The 15,763-nt window shown below is 60.8% G+C and carries 19 protein-coding genes; 13 read left to right on the top strand and 6 right to left on the bottom strand.

Annotated features, from left to right (window positions below):
• Nucleotides 1–207: 207 nt before the first annotated feature.
• A complete protein-coding gene (locus KJS47_RS10735) occupies nucleotides 208–636 on the bottom strand; it encodes a DUF2621 family protein (protein WP_213524867.1) in 429 nt (142 codons plus the stop codon).
• 145 nt (nucleotides 637–781) lie between these two features.
• On the opposite strand from KJS47_RS10735, the gene KJS47_RS10730 reads away from it, so the two are divergent.
• The 6 genes from KJS47_RS10730 (at nucleotide 782) to KJS47_RS24395 (ending at nucleotide 6,560) form a co-directional block, all read left to right on the top strand.
• Nucleotides 782–1,912, top strand: coding sequence for a deoxyribonuclease IV (locus KJS47_RS10730; protein WP_213524866.1), 1,131 nt, complete (start codon nucleotides 782–784; stop codon nucleotides 1,910–1,912).
• 49 nt (nucleotides 1,913–1,961) lie between these two features.
• Nucleotides 1,962–2,858: a formyltetrahydrofolate deformylase gene (purU, locus tag KJS47_RS10725; RefSeq protein WP_213525075.1), complete on the top strand. Its 897-nt coding sequence runs from the start codon at nucleotides 1,962–1,964 to the stop codon at nucleotides 2,856–2,858.
• A gap of 263 nt (nucleotides 2,859–3,121) precedes the next feature.
• A complete protein-coding gene (tkt, locus tag KJS47_RS10720) occupies nucleotides 3,122–5,125 on the top strand; it encodes a transketolase (protein WP_213524865.1) in 2,004 nt (667 codons plus the stop codon).
• 33 nt (nucleotides 5,126–5,158) lie between these two features.
• On the top strand, nucleotides 5,159–5,476 hold the full coding sequence (gene ppnP / locus KJS47_RS10715) for a pyrimidine/purine nucleoside phosphorylase (RefSeq protein ID WP_213524864.1): 318 nt from the start codon (nucleotides 5,159–5,161) through the stop codon (nucleotides 5,474–5,476).
• A gap of 185 nt (nucleotides 5,477–5,661) precedes the next feature.
• Nucleotides 5,662–6,303 carry an HD domain-containing protein gene (locus tag KJS47_RS10710; protein WP_249716246.1) on the top strand — a complete coding sequence of 214 codons (642 nt, stop codon included), beginning with the start codon at nucleotides 5,662–5,664 and terminating at the stop codon, nucleotides 6,301–6,303.
• A 173-nt stretch (nucleotides 6,304–6,476) separates the two neighbouring features.
• Complete coding sequence (locus KJS47_RS24395) at nucleotides 6,477–6,560, top strand: putative holin-like toxin (protein ID WP_374707022.1); 84 nt, start codon at nucleotides 6,477–6,479, stop codon at nucleotides 6,558–6,560.
• A 221-nt stretch (nucleotides 6,561–6,781) separates the two neighbouring features.
• Here the strand turns inward: KJS47_RS24395 and KJS47_RS10705 are convergent, their stop codons facing one another.
• Nucleotides 6,782–7,687, bottom strand: a complete 906-nt coding sequence (locus tag KJS47_RS10705) for an NAD(P)-dependent oxidoreductase (protein ID WP_213524863.1) — start codon at nucleotides 7,685–7,687, stop codon at nucleotides 6,782–6,784.
• A 170-nt stretch (nucleotides 7,688–7,857) separates the two neighbouring features.
• On the opposite strand from KJS47_RS10705, the gene KJS47_RS10700 reads away from it, so the two are divergent.
• The 3 genes from KJS47_RS10700 to KJS47_RS10690 all read left to right on the top strand — a co-directional run bounded on the left by KJS47_RS10700 (nucleotide 7,858) and on the right by KJS47_RS10690 (nucleotide 10,877).
• Nucleotides 7,858–9,213 carry a glucose-6-phosphate isomerase gene (locus KJS47_RS10700; protein ID WP_213524862.1) on the top strand — a complete coding sequence of 452 codons (1,356 nt, stop codon included), beginning with the start codon at nucleotides 7,858–7,860 and terminating at the stop codon, nucleotides 9,211–9,213.
• 348 nt (nucleotides 9,214–9,561) lie between these two features.
• The gene (locus tag KJS47_RS10695) at nucleotides 9,562–10,218 is read left to right on the top strand and encodes a YigZ family protein (RefSeq protein WP_213524861.1); all 657 of its coding nucleotides are present in this window, start codon (nucleotides 9,562–9,564) and stop codon (nucleotides 10,216–10,218) included.
• Between the two features lie 44 nt (nucleotides 10,219–10,262).
• Nucleotides 10,263–10,877, top strand: a complete 615-nt coding sequence (locus KJS47_RS10690; RefSeq protein WP_249716245.1) for a TetR/AcrR family transcriptional regulator — start codon at nucleotides 10,263–10,265, stop codon at nucleotides 10,875–10,877.
• 174 nt (nucleotides 10,878–11,051) lie between these two features.
• Here KJS47_RS10690 and KJS47_RS10685 read toward each other — a convergent pair whose 3' ends face one another.
• The gene (locus KJS47_RS10685; RefSeq protein ID WP_213524860.1) at nucleotides 11,052–11,417 is read right to left on the bottom strand and encodes a DUF2512 family protein; all 366 of its coding nucleotides are present in this window, start codon (nucleotides 11,415–11,417) and stop codon (nucleotides 11,052–11,054) included.
• A 168-nt stretch (nucleotides 11,418–11,585) separates the two neighbouring features.
• Nucleotides 11,586–11,936, bottom strand: a complete 351-nt coding sequence (locus KJS47_RS10680; RefSeq protein ID WP_213524859.1) for a KGG domain-containing protein — start codon at nucleotides 11,934–11,936, stop codon at nucleotides 11,586–11,588.
• A 328-nt stretch (nucleotides 11,937–12,264) separates the two neighbouring features.
• On the opposite strand from KJS47_RS10680, the gene KJS47_RS10675 reads away from it, so the two are divergent.
• From KJS47_RS10675 to KJS47_RS10660, 4 genes are all read left to right on the top strand, one after another.
• Nucleotides 12,265–12,726, top strand: a complete 462-nt coding sequence (locus KJS47_RS10675) for a DUF3574 domain-containing protein (protein WP_213524858.1) — start codon at nucleotides 12,265–12,267, stop codon at nucleotides 12,724–12,726.
• 153 nt (nucleotides 12,727–12,879) lie between these two features.
• Nucleotides 12,880–13,107, top strand: a complete 228-nt coding sequence (locus tag KJS47_RS10670; protein ID WP_213524857.1) for a coat protein F — start codon at nucleotides 12,880–12,882, stop codon at nucleotides 13,105–13,107.
• Nucleotides 13,108–13,119: 12 nt separating this feature from the next.
• Entirely contained in the window at nucleotides 13,120–13,389 is a 270-nt protein-coding gene (locus KJS47_RS10665) for a spore coat protein (protein WP_213524856.1), read from the top strand.
• Nucleotides 13,390–13,600: 211 nt separating this feature from the next.
• Nucleotides 13,601–13,978 (top strand): DUF4383 domain-containing protein, encoded by a 378-nt coding sequence (locus KJS47_RS10660; protein ID WP_213524855.1) that lies wholly within the window; start codon nucleotides 13,601–13,603, stop codon nucleotides 13,976–13,978.
• Nucleotides 13,979–14,092: 114 nt separating this feature from the next.
• Here KJS47_RS10660 and KJS47_RS10655 read toward each other — a convergent pair whose 3' ends face one another.
• Both KJS47_RS10655 and KJS47_RS10650 read right to left on the bottom strand, forming a co-directional pair.
• A complete protein-coding gene (locus tag KJS47_RS10655; RefSeq protein WP_213524854.1) occupies nucleotides 14,093–15,115 on the bottom strand; it encodes a DUF1835 domain-containing protein in 1,023 nt (340 codons plus the stop codon).
• A 6-nt stretch (nucleotides 15,116–15,121) separates the two neighbouring features.
• Nucleotides 15,122–15,520 (bottom strand): secondary thiamine-phosphate synthase enzyme YjbQ, encoded by a 399-nt coding sequence (locus KJS47_RS10650; protein WP_213524853.1) that lies wholly within the window; start codon nucleotides 15,518–15,520, stop codon nucleotides 15,122–15,124.
• Nucleotides 15,521–15,763: the final 243 nt, after the last annotated feature.

Raw genomic sequence — 15,763 nt, 5'->3', positions numbered from 1 at the left:
GCGGCCCGTCCAGCCTTACGTTCCTTAATCCTATGCCGATTCCGAACCCCTTATATGCTTCGCAACGCAAAACCGGCTGCGGTCCGCAGGGAAGCGATTCCCATGCAGGCCGCAGCCGGTTTGCTGTCCGCTGCAGAAATTCCCGGTCTTACACGTATGCCGGCTCGGAAGCCGGCGACGGCCGGGAGGAGGGGGGAGCGGGCAGACTTACTTGTTCAGCAGATGCTTGTAGGGTGTATAGTCGATCTGCTGCTTCTCGAGAAAGCTGACGAGGCTCCGGTAATCCCGCGCCGGCGTGGCGCGGATGTAGCCTTCGATGCAGTGAGCGGTGGTGACGTTGTCCTCGCCGCTCTCCAGCGCCACCTCGCCGATCTTGGCGGCGATGGAATGGCGGGCGATGTCGCGGAACGGGGCCGGCACCGGCGAGACGAGCTTCTCGAGCATCTCCTTCGTCTCGTCCGTCCACAGATGGCGGGATTTCTCGACGTAATGGTTCTGCCAGTCCAGCTTGGACATGCCGTCCTGCTTCGGCAGTACCTTTATAAATTTGCGGAACATGAAGAAGCCCCCGATGCTCATGAACACGAGCAGGAAGAAGCCCCAAACTATGATGATCCAGCCGACGTTTCCGGTCATTGTTCGTTCACCTCTTTGATCCTTGGCCGCACAGGGCAATCCTGACGAAATTATACCGCATTCCTAGATTTATTTCGAGTTTATTAGTACAATAAGATGCAGTAAATTTGGGCCGCCCTGCGGCTTATTCGAAAGAGGGATCTGTATGCTCAAGATAGGATCGCACGTCTCGTGCTCGCCCAAGGGGCTTCTCTGCGCCGCGGAGGAAGCCGTCTCTTACGGGTCCAGCACGTTCATGATCTATACCGGCGCACCGCAGAACACCAAACGCAAGCCGATTGAGGAGATGTACGTCAGCGAAGGGCTCGAGGTCATGGAGAGAAACGGCATACCCGAGATTATCGTCCACGCTCCGTACATTATCAATCTCGGCTCTTATAAAAGCAATATCTTCCAGCTCGCGGTGGATTTCCTGCAGAATGAAATTCGCCGGACCCATTACATCGGCGCCAAGAACATCGTGCTACATCCGGGCGCTTTCACGGACAAGGATGCCGAATACGGCATCGGGCGCATTGCCGAGGGGCTGAACGAGGTGCTCGAGGGAATCAAGGAAACCGATGTGAACATCGCGCTCGAGACGATGGCCGGAAAGGGCTCGGAGATTGGCCGCTCGTTCGAGGAGATCGCCTCCATCATCGAGAAGGTCGAGAAAAATGACCGGCTGACCATCTGCTTGGATACGTGCCACATTCACGACGCCGGCTACGACATTGTCCATGACCTGGACGGGGTCCTGGAGGAATTCGACCGGATCATCGGGCTGGACCGCCTCGCCGTGCTTCACCTGAACGACAGCAAGAACCCGCGCGGAGCGGCCAAGGACCGCCATGCGACGATCGGAGCGGGCCACCTCGGCTTCGCCACCTTCCAGAACGTCGTCAATCACGAGAAGCTGCGGCATCTGCCGATGATTCTCGAGACGCCGTGGATCGGAGGCAAGACCGACCAGGGCGAGCGCCCGATGTACGAGGCCGAGATCGCGCTTCTGCGAGGTGACATCGTGCCGAGGTTCGGAATGGAATTCCTGGAGGACGTCGAGAAGCTCCAGCATTTCTTCGGCAAGCGGGATATCGACGCCCGCGACTACGTGCTGAATACGTGGGAGCTGCTGCGTACCGACGCCAAGGCGAAGAAGGAAGACAAGCGCGAGCCGATGGAGCGGCTCTACGATATGGTAGCCGGGGAAGGCCTGTTCCCCGAGCTGACCGAAGAACAGATCAACCACCGGCTGACCGGCTGGTTCGCCGCCAAGACGGCGCTCCAGCTGGCCTGAAGAACCAAGAAGCGACGGTAGTGAGGAGAGAGTCATGAACCAGAAGCCAATGCCTGCGAGCAATCAATCGAAAGCAGCCCGCCGCTCGAACGAGAAGCGCGTCCGGATGCTCATCTCTTGTCCGGACCAGCCCGGTATCGTGGCGGCGGTATCCCGCTTCCTGCACGAGCACGGAGCGAACATCGTCCAATCCGACCAGTATACGATGAACCCCGAAGGCGGGATGTTCTTCATCCGGATCGAATTCGATCTGAACGACCCCGACCGCCGGCTGGAATCGCTACAGCTGGATTTCGAAGAAGTGGTGGCGCAGAAATTCCGGATGGAATGGACAATCCACCGCGCCTCCGTCAAGAAGCGGCTGGCCGTCTTCGTATCCAAGGAGGACCACTGCCTGCTGGAGCTGCTTTGGCAGTGGCAGGCGGGCGATCTGGACGCGGACATCGCGATGGTCATCAGCAACCACCCGGATCTTAAGGACCGCGTCGAGCCGTTCGGCATTCCGTTCCACCACGTGCCGGTGACGGCCGCTACGAAGGAGGAGGCGGAGCGTCGCCAGAAGGAGCTGATCGGCGACGACGTCGACGCCATCGTGCTTGCGCGCTATATGCAGATTCTGTCGCCCAAGTTCTGCGAGCAGTTCCCGAACAAGGTCATCAACATCCACCACTCGTTCTTGCCGGCCTTCGTAGGAGGCAAGCCGTACGCACAGGCGTATAACCGGGGCGTCAAAATCATCGGGGCAACGGCCCATTACGTCACGGAGGAGCTGGACGGCGGCCCGATCATCGAGCAGGACGTGCAGCGCGTCAGCCACCGGGACGATGTCGACAGCCTCAAGCGGATCGGCCGCCACATCGAACGGATCGTGCTCGCCCGGGCGGTCTCGTGGCACGTCGAGGACCGGATCCTCGTTCACAACAACAAAACGGTCGTCTTCAGCTGACGGCCCTTCCAACCGGCTTGCGGGCCGGTTTTTTGTTAAACGGAACAGGCTAATGACGGGAATTGGGAAGTCTATCCGAAGGGGACGCAGGGACAAACCGTCCTGGTCTTTCTGCCGGCGGGTTTTTGGCGCAAATAGCTTTCGCCAAGCAACGCCAAAAAGTAGCAAAGGCGTGCCCGGAATGGTAAACTATAAGAATGAGGAACCAGCGCGTGAGCCCGTGCCCTGCGAGGCGGGAGCGCCGACTGTTAGGAGGAGATTTCATGACAATTGCGAAAAATCTGATTGAGCAGCTCGCCGTCAACACCATTCGTACCTTGTCCATCGACGCCGTCGAGAAGGCCCAATCCGGCCATCCCGGCATGCCGATGGGTTCCGCCCCTATGGCTTATGAGGTATGGGCCAAATTCATGCATCACAATCCGGCCAATCCGCACTGGTTCAACCGCGACCGGTTTGTTCTGTCGGCTGGCCATGGCTCCATGCTGCTGTACAGCCTGCTGCATCTGTTCGGCTACGACCTCTCGCTGGACGAGCTGAAGAACTTCCGCCAGTGGGGCAGCTTGACGCCGGGCCACCCGGAATACGGCCACACGCCGGGAGTAGAAGCGACTACCGGACCGCTTGGGCAAGGCTTAGCGATGTCGGTCGGCATGGCGCTCGCCGAAGAGCATATGTCGGTTGTCTATAACCGCGAGAATTTCCCGGTGATTGATCACTATACATACGTCATCTGCGGCGACGGCGACCTGATGGAGGGCATCAGCAGCGAAGCGGCATCGCTGGCGGGCCATCTGCAGCTCGGCAAGCTGATCGTGCTGTACGATTCGAACAACATTTCGCTCGACGGCGATTTGAATATGGCCTTCTCCGAGAACGTCACGAAGCGCTTCGAGGGCTACAACTGGCAAGTGCTGCACGTGGAGGATGGCAACAACCTGGTCGAGATCCACGAAGCGATCGCCATGGCGCGTGCCGATTACCGGCCGACGCTGATCGAGGTGAAGACGACCATCGGCTTCGGCAGCCCGAACAAGGGCGGCACGTCGGCGGCGCACGGTACCTTCCTCGGCACCGAAGAGGTCAAGCTGACCAAGGATTTCTACGAGTGGCCGGGCAAGGAGGACTTCTATATTCCGGACGAAGTACGCTCGCACTTCGCGGAGCTGAAGGAGCAGGGTGCGCAGAAGGAAGCCGCGTGGAACAAGCTGTTCGCCGATTACAAGGAAGCTCACCCGGAGCTTGCGGCACAGCTCGAGGCGGCGATCAAGGGCGAGCTGCCTGAGGGCTGGGATGCGGGCCTGCCTGTCTATACGCCGTCCGACAAGGCGATCGCTACGCGCAAAGCGTCGGAAAACGCTCTGAACGCGATTGCGGACCGGCTCCCGACGCTGGTCGGCGGCTCGGCGGATCTCGAGTCGTCCACGCTGACGCATATGAAGGCGAGCGGCAGCATGACCGCCGCTTCGATGGGCGAGCGCAACGTCTACTTCGGCGTCCGTGAGTTCGGGATGGGCGCGGCGCTGAACGGCATGGCGCTTCATGGCGGCGTCAAGGCGTACGGCGGCACCTTCTTCGTCTTCTCCGACTACCTGCGCCCGGCGATTCGTCTCGCGGCCATCCAGAAGCTGCCGGTCATCTACGTCTTCACCCACGACAGCATCGGGGTCGGCGAAGACGGACCTACGCACGAGCCGATTGAGCAGCTGGCGGCGCTGCGCTGCATGCCGGGGATGACGGTCCTGCGTCCGGCGGACGGCAACGAGACCAGCCAGGCTTGGCGCTATGCGGTCGCGAACCAGGAAGGCCCGGTAGCGCTCGTGCTGACGCGGCAGGGGCTGCCGCAGCTCGAAGGTTCGGCTCAAGCGAAGGAAACGCTGGCCAAGGGCGCTTACGTGGTGGCCGACGCCAAGAACGGCAAGCCGCAGATCCAGCTGCTAGCTACCGGCTCGGAGGTCAGCCTCGCCGTCGAAGCGCAGCAGAAGCTGGCTGAGGAAGGCATCGAGGCGCGCGTCGTCAGCATGCCGAGCTGGGAGCTGTTCGAGAAGCAGCCGAAGGAATACCGCGATTCCGTCATCCTGCCGGACGTCAAGGCCCGTCTCGGGATCGAGATGGCTTCCTCGCTCGGCTGGCACAAGTATGTCGGCGACCAGGGCGACACGCTGTGCATCGACCAGTTTGGCGCATCGGCTCCGGGACCGACCGTCATCAAGGAATACGGCTTCACCGTTGAGAACGTTGTGGCCAAAGCTAAGGCGCTTCTGTAATAGCTGAATCTTCTGGGAGAAGAGGAACCGACAATGGCGGCATTCGAGAATGTAACGGTAGAAACGAAAGCGAACGTCTATTTTGACGGCAAGGTGACGAGCCGCACCGTTCGGTTTGCCGACGGCACGCACAAGACGCTTGGCATCATGATGCCCGGCGAGTACGAATTCGGCACCGATACGGTGGAAGTGATGGAGATTCAGGCCGGCGATCTCGACGTTCTGCTGCCAGGCAGCTCGGAATGGACGACGATCCGGGGCACCGGTCAATTCACGGTTCCGGCGCACGCGAAGTTCCAGCTCAAGGTCCGCTCCGTGACCGACTATATTTGCTCCTATCTGGCGGAGTAATCCGCAAGAAAAGCCGCTCTTTCCTTAGGGAGGGCGGCTTTTTTGCGGGAGCGAGCGGGGGCGAGGCGTAGCTCCCCGGAATCGGCGCGAAAGAGCAGGGGGAGTGGAGTCCGATCGCAGGCAAGACGGATGAACAAGAGAACGAAGATCAAGAAGCGGAAGAACCGCTAGGGAGGAAGAGACGAATGGACAAGAACATGCGGGAGACGAACGGAATGGAGATGCTGGAGAAGCAAATCGCCTTTATCGTCGAGGTGGACAAGCTGAAGCATATTCTTCGGCGAACCATTCTGATGGACAAGTCGCGGAGAGAGAACGACGCCGAGCATTCCTGGCATCTCGTACTGATGGCGATGGTGCTCGGCCCGTATGCGAACGAGCCGGAACTGGACACGCTGCGGGTCATCCAGATGCTCATCGTACACGATCTGGTCGAGATCGACGCGGGCGATACGTTCGTATATGACGACGCCGGTCATTCTGACAAGGCGGAGCGGGAGGAGAAGGCCGCGCAGCGGCTGTTCGGCATGCTGCCCCTGGAGCAGGGGGACTGGATCTATCGGCTGTGGAAGGAGTTCGAGGACAAGGAGACGGCAGAGGCCAAGTTCGCCGGCGCGCTAGACCGTCTTCATCCGCTGCTCCACAACTACCACACGCAAGGCCATTCCTGGCGGGAATACGGCATTACGGGAGATCGGGTGCTTGCGGTCAACCGCCGCATTGAGGATGGCTCCCGTCCGCTGTGGGCGTACGCGGAGCGTCTCATCCGGGACGCAATGGACCAAGGGTATCTCGCTGCAGAGCGGGAGGAGGAGACCGCCAAGTAGCTTCGCGGCGGAAGGACGGGACCCGTGTCGGTTTTCCCGGAAAGGCCCGTTCTCTGCTCTATCAAAAACTTTATACGAACGTGTGTTCTAATTTAGAAAAATATAGTATACTGGTAGAGCGACGGTTCGGCTCTCAAGGGTGGTTGGCTCATCTCCCGAAAGGAGGTGAAGCCATGGAAGTGAAGGATGCGCTGACGCTCATGATCTCGTTCAGCATGCTCGTAGTGACCTTGCTTTCCTGCCTCAAACAGAAGTAGACCTCCCTTGAGCTGGCGGCCCGGGGAGGTCTCTCTTCTAATAGTCCGTTATTCAGCCGATCGCCCCGATGGGCAACCGTCCGCGCAGACCGCAGATGGCACTCTGCGGTCTTTTTCGCCGCCTAGCGGCTAGGCAGGGCGGTTCCTGCCACTTCTTCCATCTATTTTACCACAACTATTTTCCTATTGAAAAGCCCGGAAAGCTCTAGCATACACGCTTCTCAGCGTTGTTCGGCGTCCGGCTTCGCTACCTGTGCCCCTAGCCAATCCTCGTAGCATTGAATGACCGAGCAGAGGTCCTGTTCGCCGAGGCCTTTGCTCAGCCCCATCTGGTACAGCGTCGAGGCTGCGTGGAGCAGAGGCAGCGGAAGCTGGAATTTGGCCGTCTGATCGGCTGCGAGGAGCAGATCCTTCAGCATGAGCTGGAGGGAGAACTGCGTCTCGAAATTGCGGGTAATGATCTTGCTGCCCTTGAGCTCAGCCTGCCGGCTGTTCGCCGCGCCGGCCATGACGATGCCGAGGAATTTCTCGGGGTCGAGCCCGGATTTGGCTGCGAGCGACAATCCCTCGGCCAGCGCTAGCGCATTGATGCCGACGATCGTGTTATGGGCGAGCTTGGCCGACGAGCCGGAGCCGCTTGGGCCCAGATAGATCGACCGGCTGCCGAGCGTCTCGAACAGATCGGCGTGCTGCCGGAAGACGTCCTCGCTGCCGCCGACCATGAACACGAGCGTGCCGTCGATGGCGGCCGGCTTGCTGCCGGTGACCGGCGTATCGAGGAAGGAAGCTCCGCGAGCCGCGAGCTCGCGCTCTGCGCGGCGGCTCGTCTCGGGGGAGACGGTGCTGCAGTCGAGGACAGTCAACCCCTCATGCGCGCCCTCGAGCACGCCATTCTCTCCGAGCAGGACATCGAGCAGCGCCTGGTCGTTGCTGACGTTCGTGAACAGAACGTCGGCGCCTCGCGCTGCGTCGGCCGGAGTGGCGGCAACCTGTGCGCCTTCCTGCGCGAGCTCCTGCGCCTTTGCCTCCGTCCGGTTGAATACCGTAAGCGGATAGCCTGCCTTGAGCAAATTGCGGGCCATGGGCATTCCCATGGTGCCCAGACCGATGAATGCTAGTTTTTTCACGGATGATCACCTCAATGCCCATTGTAGCACGCCGCCAGGTACATCTGTACAGCCCTCGGTGCCGTTTGCACGATTTCCCATAACTTGCAAATAACCGTCCCGCTGAGTATGCTTGTCATACAGACACGAGCGGCGGCAAGTGTCCATACATACTACGGGAGGGATTTATCTTGGCTAACAAGCTTCAGTTCGACTACAGCAAAGCGCTGTCCTTCTTCGGCCAGCATGAGATCGACCAGCTGAGCACACAGGTCCGTGCCGCTCACGAGCAGCTGCACGCCGGAACCGGCGCCGGATCCGATTACTTGGGATGGATCGATCTTCCGGTCAATTACGACAAGGAAGAATACGCGCGCATCCAAAAAGCCGCGAAGCAGATCCAATCCGACTCCGACGCGCTCGTCGTCATCGGCATCGGCGGCTCCTACCTCGGAGCGCGTGCTGCTATCGAGTCGCTGTCCCATTCGTTCTATAATCTGCTGCCGAAGGACAAGCGGAAGACGCCCGAGGTGTACTTCGTCGGCAACAACATTAGCTCGACCTATGTGACGCATCTGCTCCAGCTGCTGGAGGGCAAGGAGCTGTCGGTCAACGTTATCTCCAAGTCGGGGACGACGACGGAGCCGGCCATCGCCTTCCGCATCTTCCGCGAGCTCTTGGAGAAGAAATACGGCAAGGATGGCGCACGCAAGCGCATCTACGCGACGACCGACCGCGCCAAGGGAGCGCTCAAGAAGCTGGCCGACGAAGAAGGATACGAATCGTTCGTCATCCCGGACGATGTCGGAGGCCGGTATTCCGTTCTCACCGCCGTCGGCCTGCTGCCGATCGCGACCGCGGGCATCGACATCAACGCGATGATGCAGGGAGCGGCGGACGCGCGCGAGGCGTACAGCAGCCCGGATCTGGCCGAGAACGAGAGCTACCAGTACGCCGCGGTCCGCAACGTGCTCGCCCGCAAGGGCAAGGCGATCGAGCTGCTCGTGAACTACGAGCCGTCGCTGCACTTCGTCTCGGAATGGTGGAAGCAGCTGTTCGGAGAGAGCGAGGGCAAGGACTACAAGGGTATCTTCCCGGCGTCCGTCGACTTCTCGACGGATCTGCACTCGATGGGCCAATTCGTGCAGGAAGGAACGCGCAACCTGTTCGAGACCGTGCTGCAGGTAGCCGAGGTGCCGGAGAGCATCGAGATCGGTACGGACGCGGACAACCTGGACGGCCTCAACTTCCTCGCCGGCAAGACGATGGATTTCGTCAACAAGAAGGCGTTCCAAGGCACGATGCTCGCGCATACGGACGGCCAGGTGCCGAACCTGATCGTCACGTTGCCGGACCTGTCGCCGTACACATTTGGCTACATGGTGTACTTCTTCGAGAAGGCGTGCGCGCTCAGCGGCTACCTGCTCGGTGTGAATCCGTTCGACCAGCCGGGTGTGGAGGCGTACAAGAAGAACATGTTCGCGCTCCTCGGCAAGCCGGGCTTCGAGAAGGAGAAGGCCGAGCTGGAAGCGCGCCTGAACGACTAAGCAACAGGCTCGGGAAGCGGGTCCCGAGCCAAGGGCCTCTCGATCCGGTCATGGTACAGGCGCCGGCCGCCGGCGCAGCCGGGAGGGAAGCGCCCGCGGAAGCGGGACCCACAGAAAGACGGGAAGAAGACAGGGGGCGGAGCCGGACAACCGGTCCGCTCCTTTTTGCCATTCCCGGCCATGCCCAGGCGGGTGGTCGTTATTCGCGAACGACTGGGGGCAATCCGAGCGAGCGGGGGAGTAAGCGTTCGTACCGGGCTAATGATCAAGAGGAGGCGGGACGCGGCAGGCAGGGCTGTCAAAAATCCACTCTTTTGGCAAACGACTCTTTTCGGAGGAGGGACTTGTGTGATACAGTATTATAAAACGTTGAAGCATTACGGCGCTAAAGAGATTGTCATCAAGAAATCCCGCTTTATCGGCCATGCGCAGCCGGTGGCGTCGGAGGAGGAAGCGGTCCGGTTCGTCGAATCGCTTCAAAAGGAGCATTGGTCCGCGACCCACAACTGCTGGGCCTATGTCGTGGGAGAGCGGGACGAGTACCAGAAGCAGTCGGACGACGGAGAGCCGAGCGGGACGGCGGGCAAGCCGATCCTCGAAGTCATCAAGTCGCAGCAGCTCAAAAACGTCGCCATCGTCGTGACCCGGTATTTTGGCGGGATCATGCTCGGCGCGGGCGGACTGATCCGGGCCTATACGGACGGAGCCGTTGCGGGCATCGAAGCGGCAGAGCCTGTCTGGCAGGTGCTGCACCGCGAGGTGAAGGCGACCGTGGATTACCACTGGCTCGGCAAGCTCGAGAACGAGCTGCATCTGAAGGGCATCTTGCGAGGGGAGACCGAGTTCACGGACAAGGTAACGCTTACGTGCCTGCCGCTGGAGCCGCAGACGGATGCGCTTATCCGTCGACTGACCGATTTGACCCAAGGTCAAGCCGAGATCCAGACAGGCGAAGCTTTTTACCGGGCCCATGACGAGCTGCCCCAGCAGGGAAGCTGGGCGTAAGTAGGCTTCGTAGCCCCGTAATCGAGAAAGCGAGTTGAGGTAAGTTGTCACCAAGAAAAGTGGTTGCACAAGAGCTGAGCCGTGAACGCATTCTGGACGAGGCGCGTGAGCTGTTCGTCCATCAGGGCTACCGAAACTTGACCATGCGGAGCATCGCACGGGCGATGGGGTACAGCCATGGCGCGCTCTACTATCATTTTGAGGACAAGGCCGATCTGTTCTACGCCCTCATTCAAGAGGACTTTCATCTCCTTCTGGCCACCCTCAAGGACCTGCTGCCGATGGACGGACCTGGGGACCGAGAGGATCTGAAGCGGCTCATGCTGCACTTCATCCGCTTCGGCCTTGAGCACCCGCACCATTACGAAATCATGTTCCTGCTGCGCGACGCCGATCTGCAAAGCCATGCAGGGACGACGCAGGCGCGGTCGATGGAGCTGTTCAACCGGGTCGTCCAGGATACGATCGCGGGGCTGCCGGATGCGGCGAACCGACAGTTCTCCGCTTCCTGGAGCCTGTTCTATGCCATGCATGGCTTCATCAGCCATTCCATCCATTACGGGCAGACGTACGAAGACGTCGAGCGGTTCGCCGAGCAGTATGTCGAGCAGTTGTGCCAAGGGCTGTTGGCGAATGGCCGGCAGCAGGCTTACGTATAAGCGCCTAGGACCAACGGCAAAGTGACCTCGGAATGAATGAGGTTCAATTCGTCCAGAGGTGACCTTCTCGCGGAAGGACTATTGGCCGATGCGCGTCCGCTCCTTCTCCTCTCCATCCCCCCAACTCACGGAGCCGCACCGGGAAGATCCCGGTGCGGCTCCGTGAGGTTCCGTTTATTCGATAGGTTCAATCTTCTCCGTATCCGGCGTAAACGCCGCATCCCTCATGAGATAGAAGTGGAAGAAATACTCGAATAAGCCGAGCACCGCCACGATGGTGATCAGCTCCCCAAAGGACAGCGACCAGCCGGCATAGACGGCGACCGCATACAGGTAAACGGCGGCGAGAACGGCGTCGCTCACGGTGGCCACCATGTTGTTCGTATTCTTCAGAATGATCCGGTCCCCTAATACATAGGCGATGAGCGTCAGCACGACGGCCGCCGCCAGCGAGCCGAGGAACGAAGCCTCGGTGAACCACATCAGAAACAACACCACGATCGCCCCGTTGCCGAGCAGCTTCCAAAGCAGCTTGTCCATAGCCTTTCACCTCCTCCAGCGTTGGATTTGAACCATCGGGATACCGATAGCATGCCCAACCTTCCTGCTTCTACCTCATCTTCCGTTTACTCTAGGCGCGGAACATGCAAAATCCGCCCCGGAGGGCGGATTTTGGTGGACTGTCTTCCCTAACCCGGTAGGGGAGGCTTAGTCGTTATTGCGTTGACGAGCGCGGGCCTCTCCGCCTTTGCGGCCGGCCTCCTCACGGCTCATCTTGCCATCGCCGCTACCTCCGTTGTCACTATTGCCGCGGGCCTCTCCGCCCTTGCGGCCGATCTCCTGATAGAATTCACGGCCATGGGAGTCCGCTGTCGCTTCCCCGCCCTTTTGGCCGATCTCCTGGTAAAAGTCCTTGTCATGGGAATCTGCCGTCGCTTCGCCGCCCTTGCGGCCAATTTCCTGGTAGAATTCCTTGTCATGCGATTTTGCTGTAGCTTCTCCACCCATGCGACCTGCTTCTTCGCGGCTCATCTTGTTGTTATCGTTGTTACGTGCCATTACAGAATCACTCCTTAGGTTTGGGTATTGAGGTGCATGTCTCATATTTACCCGTTGGGAGAGAAGTGAAAAGCTAGTAGGCAAGCTCGTGGGCAGGATTGTAAGGGGCGGGCAGCAATAGGCCTTCGGGATCGAATCTCCGATTGCCGGGCTTCCCACGCTTTCCAAGAGTCTCTCTTAAATCCTTCTAATTCCCCATTGAGCGCCGCATAAGCCGGTATGTATAATTTTCCCAAACATACCGACTGATTGGAAATCAAATACATACAGACTATGGTTTATTCGGGAAACATGCCAGTCGGAATTTTTAAAAAGGAGAGGAAAGTAGATGAAAAAGAAGAATTGGTGGATCGGGGTATGCCTGGCCGTCCTATTGACCCTGCTGGTCGTTCCCGTGCAGTTGCAAACGAGCGCGGCCGAAGACGATGCGGCGGCCAACGCGCTGAAAGGGCAATACGCCCTCTCGCATACGGTGAAGCTGTATGTTCCGTCAACGGTCAACGGGAACATTCCGATCACCGATGAAGCTCATCAGAAGTTCGTCGACGAGGCGCTTGCCCAGCTGTCGACTTGGTTCGGAGGGGCAACCTCGGTGGAAGGCAAGGGGGCATGGGTCGATGACAAGAAAACGCTTATCAAGGAAAAGGTGACGATCGTCTATGCTTATGCGGATAAACTGGACCGCAACGCCATCGACCAGGTCGTATCCTATGCCAAGAAGATGAAGAAGGAGCTTGGACAATCCTCCATAGCCCTTGAAGTAGACGGAAAGATGTATTTTATCGAATAGAAGAACGCCGCGAACTCTGTTTCCCCCCTTTCATCGCCCATGACTGGACCTCGCGTGCAGGGCGATAGAAGGGGGGTTTTTGGGTTCACTAGGCGAACGCCTGACGGGCCATCGGTATATAGTGAAGCAAGAACCGAAGGAGGTCTGTTGGAAATGGCCGAAACGAAAACCGAGCACCGGCGGCTCGCTCCCCATGAAACGCTGGAGATTCACGAGATGCTGGCCTCCAAAACAAACGGGCTCGTCAACCTGAAACGGACGTACCCGACCATCCAGGATCCGCAGCTGCGCCAGCTTTATCTGCAATGCATCCGGGCGACGGAGCAGCAAATCCAAGAGCTGGTGGCTCTCCTGCAGCAGAGAGCCGTCCCGGTATTCTAAGGAGGTTCATCCATGTTATCCGCACAAGACAAATTCGCGGCCGGCCATCTGCTCGGCTTCGCCAAGAGCGGTGTTCGCAATGGCGCGATCGCCATTACGGAGACGTCCACGGGAGCCGTCCGGGACGTGCTGAGGAAGCACCTGAACCAGGACATCGACCAGCATGCCCAGATATTCGAATACATGCTGGCCCAGGGTCTGTATCCGAGCTACGACCTGGATAAGATCATCGAGGGAGACCTCCGCAATGCCCAGGTGGCGCTTCAGCTGCCCGTCAGCTAAGCAGTTGAGGAAAGAGGCCGAGGCCCTTCCCGGTATGCCGGGTCGCCCTCGTCCTCTGGCTTGCCAAGCAGGCGCGGGCCTTGACGGTCCCGCGCCTGCTAAGTCCGGCGAAACGGACAAGCCTATGCTGGGGACGGGTTGGCATGAATAGCGAGACATGGTCATAAGGATGTAGGGAAGTCCAAGTAAACGGGGAAGAGGAGGAGATGGCATGGTCCGGGCGTTCGCACGCTGGAGCGGGGTGGTGTTCCTGCTGCTCGGCACAATCGGGTTTTTCGTCCATCATTTGTTCGGGTTGTTTCATTTTGATACCGTCCACAACGTCATTCATCTGTTGATCGGCGCATGGGGGCTGTGGGCGGGCACACGGGAGCCTTCCGCTGTCCTTTACGCCAAGCTGGTCGGCATCATCTACCTGATCCTCGGCTCTCTCGGCTTCTTCTCGCCCGGTGCGTTCGGGATGATGGAGCTGGAAATGGCGGAGAATTTGCTGCATCTGTTCGTGGGCGCTCTTGGCACGTACCTCGGCTTCGTCTACGCCGAGTCGCGCACCAACTCGGGCTCCCCGCGCCCGCGCCGTGCGGCCTAAGCCGGCCGCACCCGCAAGCTCGGGTCCCGGCGGCGCCGCGGCGTGAGCCGCCGCCGGCCGCCCTCGCGCCCGCTCCCCGGCCGTCCGGTCATCCCGGCCGGGGAGCGGGCGCCGCTACGGCCGCGCGAGCCTCCAGCGCGCGGCGTCCCAGCGCCACTGCGGGGCTTCGCCTCCCCGCAGGAGGCATCCGCCCAGCCAGCGGTCCGTTCCGCTGGCGGGCAGCCGCTGCGCCCGCCCGTCCAGCACTTGGCGGGCGTAGGGGGTGAGCCGCAGCCGGAGGCTGGCCGGCGGCGGCTCGGCGAAGCGCGGCAGGCGGACGGGGCCGTCCACGCCTGCCGCAAGCGGCTCCGGCTGCGCCGCAAGCAGGCCTTCGGCGAGGCGCCAGAAGGCGAGATCGCCGAGGCCGTAGCCTGGTTCCCGGTCGGTGAACGCCCGGAACCAGGCGGCCGCGTCGGTCTCGCCGGCCGCGAGCAGCTCGAGCGCCGTCCGTTCGGGACGGGAGAGGCCGTCCCGGACCGACGGGAACCGCTCGAGGTGGCGCGCGAGCGCCGCCCCGGCCAGGCGGAGCTCGCCGAGAGAGCCGCGCAGGAGCGGCGGCAGCGCGTCCGGCTGCGGCGAGGCATAGGCCTGCCACAGCCGGCTGCCGAGGGCGAGCGCGGCGCGTTCCAGCCGGACGCGCCGCGGCCACAGGCCGGCGAGCTGGGCGGGCGTCAGCTGGCCCAGGCCGAGGAACGGCTCGACGCCGGGATAGCGGTCGATGGCGATGAGGCCGATGTCCGTATCCGGTCCGGCGAGCCGGGACAGGCGATGCAGCAGATAGAGCAGCATCGTCTGGTCATACAGATCGTGCTCGAACCAGAGCGTCACGGAGGCGGTTTGGACCCTCTTCTCAAGCAGGAGCTCCTGCTCCCGGCAGCCGGCGAGGAAGAGCTCCGACGGAATGCCCATCGTGCGCTCGAAATAGCGGGCGCGCTCGTGCAGCAGCGCTTCGTCCGGATCGGGCCTCAGCGGGCCGGCGTCGAGCATGTCGCGCCACGCCCGGACTTCGCCGGGAAGGCCGCTTGCCCGGAGCAGGGCGGCGGCGTGGTCGCCGTTCGTCAGATGGAAGGAGAGAGCAGCCATAGTGTTATCCTCCATGCCGGATCAGCCCTGCAGCAGCTTGACGTGCCAGGTGCGCCGCCGGGGGCCGTCGAATTCGCAGAAGTAGATCCCCTGCCAAGTGCCGAGCACAAGGCGGCCGTCCTCAACAAGCACGGTTTGCGAGGAGCCGGTCGTGAGCGCTTTCAGATGGGAAGCGGTATTCCCTTCCGCATGGCGGTAGCGGGGGTGGTCCCATGGGTAGACCTCGTCGAGCCGCATCAGCAGGTCGTGGCGCACGTCGGGATCCGCGTTTTCCTGAATCGTAATGCCGGCGGTCGTATGCGGGCAGTAGACGACGGCGAGTCCCGAGGCCAGGCCGGCCTCCTGCACCGCCTGCCGCACCTCCTGGGTAATGTCGATCATCTCGTCGCGCCGGTTCGTGGCAAGGTTGAAGCTTCGCATAGGCGGGTCCTCCTTGGGCAAGTGTATTTGCGTCCATTATAGCAACTCGGGAGCCGGGGGGAAAACGAGCCCGGCCCGATGCCTGATAGGAAACGGACGCGGCCGGCTCGGATTCGGGAAAGGAGAGGAGAAACAGGGGACGAAGGCGGCACGCGCGGCGGCGGCTGAGCGGGGGAATGCCGGCTCACCCATCACCAGGCGAATCATGGTACAATGGGAACACGAAAGCAGCGAGCAGAGGGG

It is taken from the genome of Paenibacillus sp. J31TS4 (assembly GCF_018403265.1).
GTDB lineage: Bacteria > Bacillota > Bacilli > Paenibacillales > NBRC-103111 > J31TS4.
This window is presented reverse-complemented; position numbering and strand designations above follow the sequence as displayed.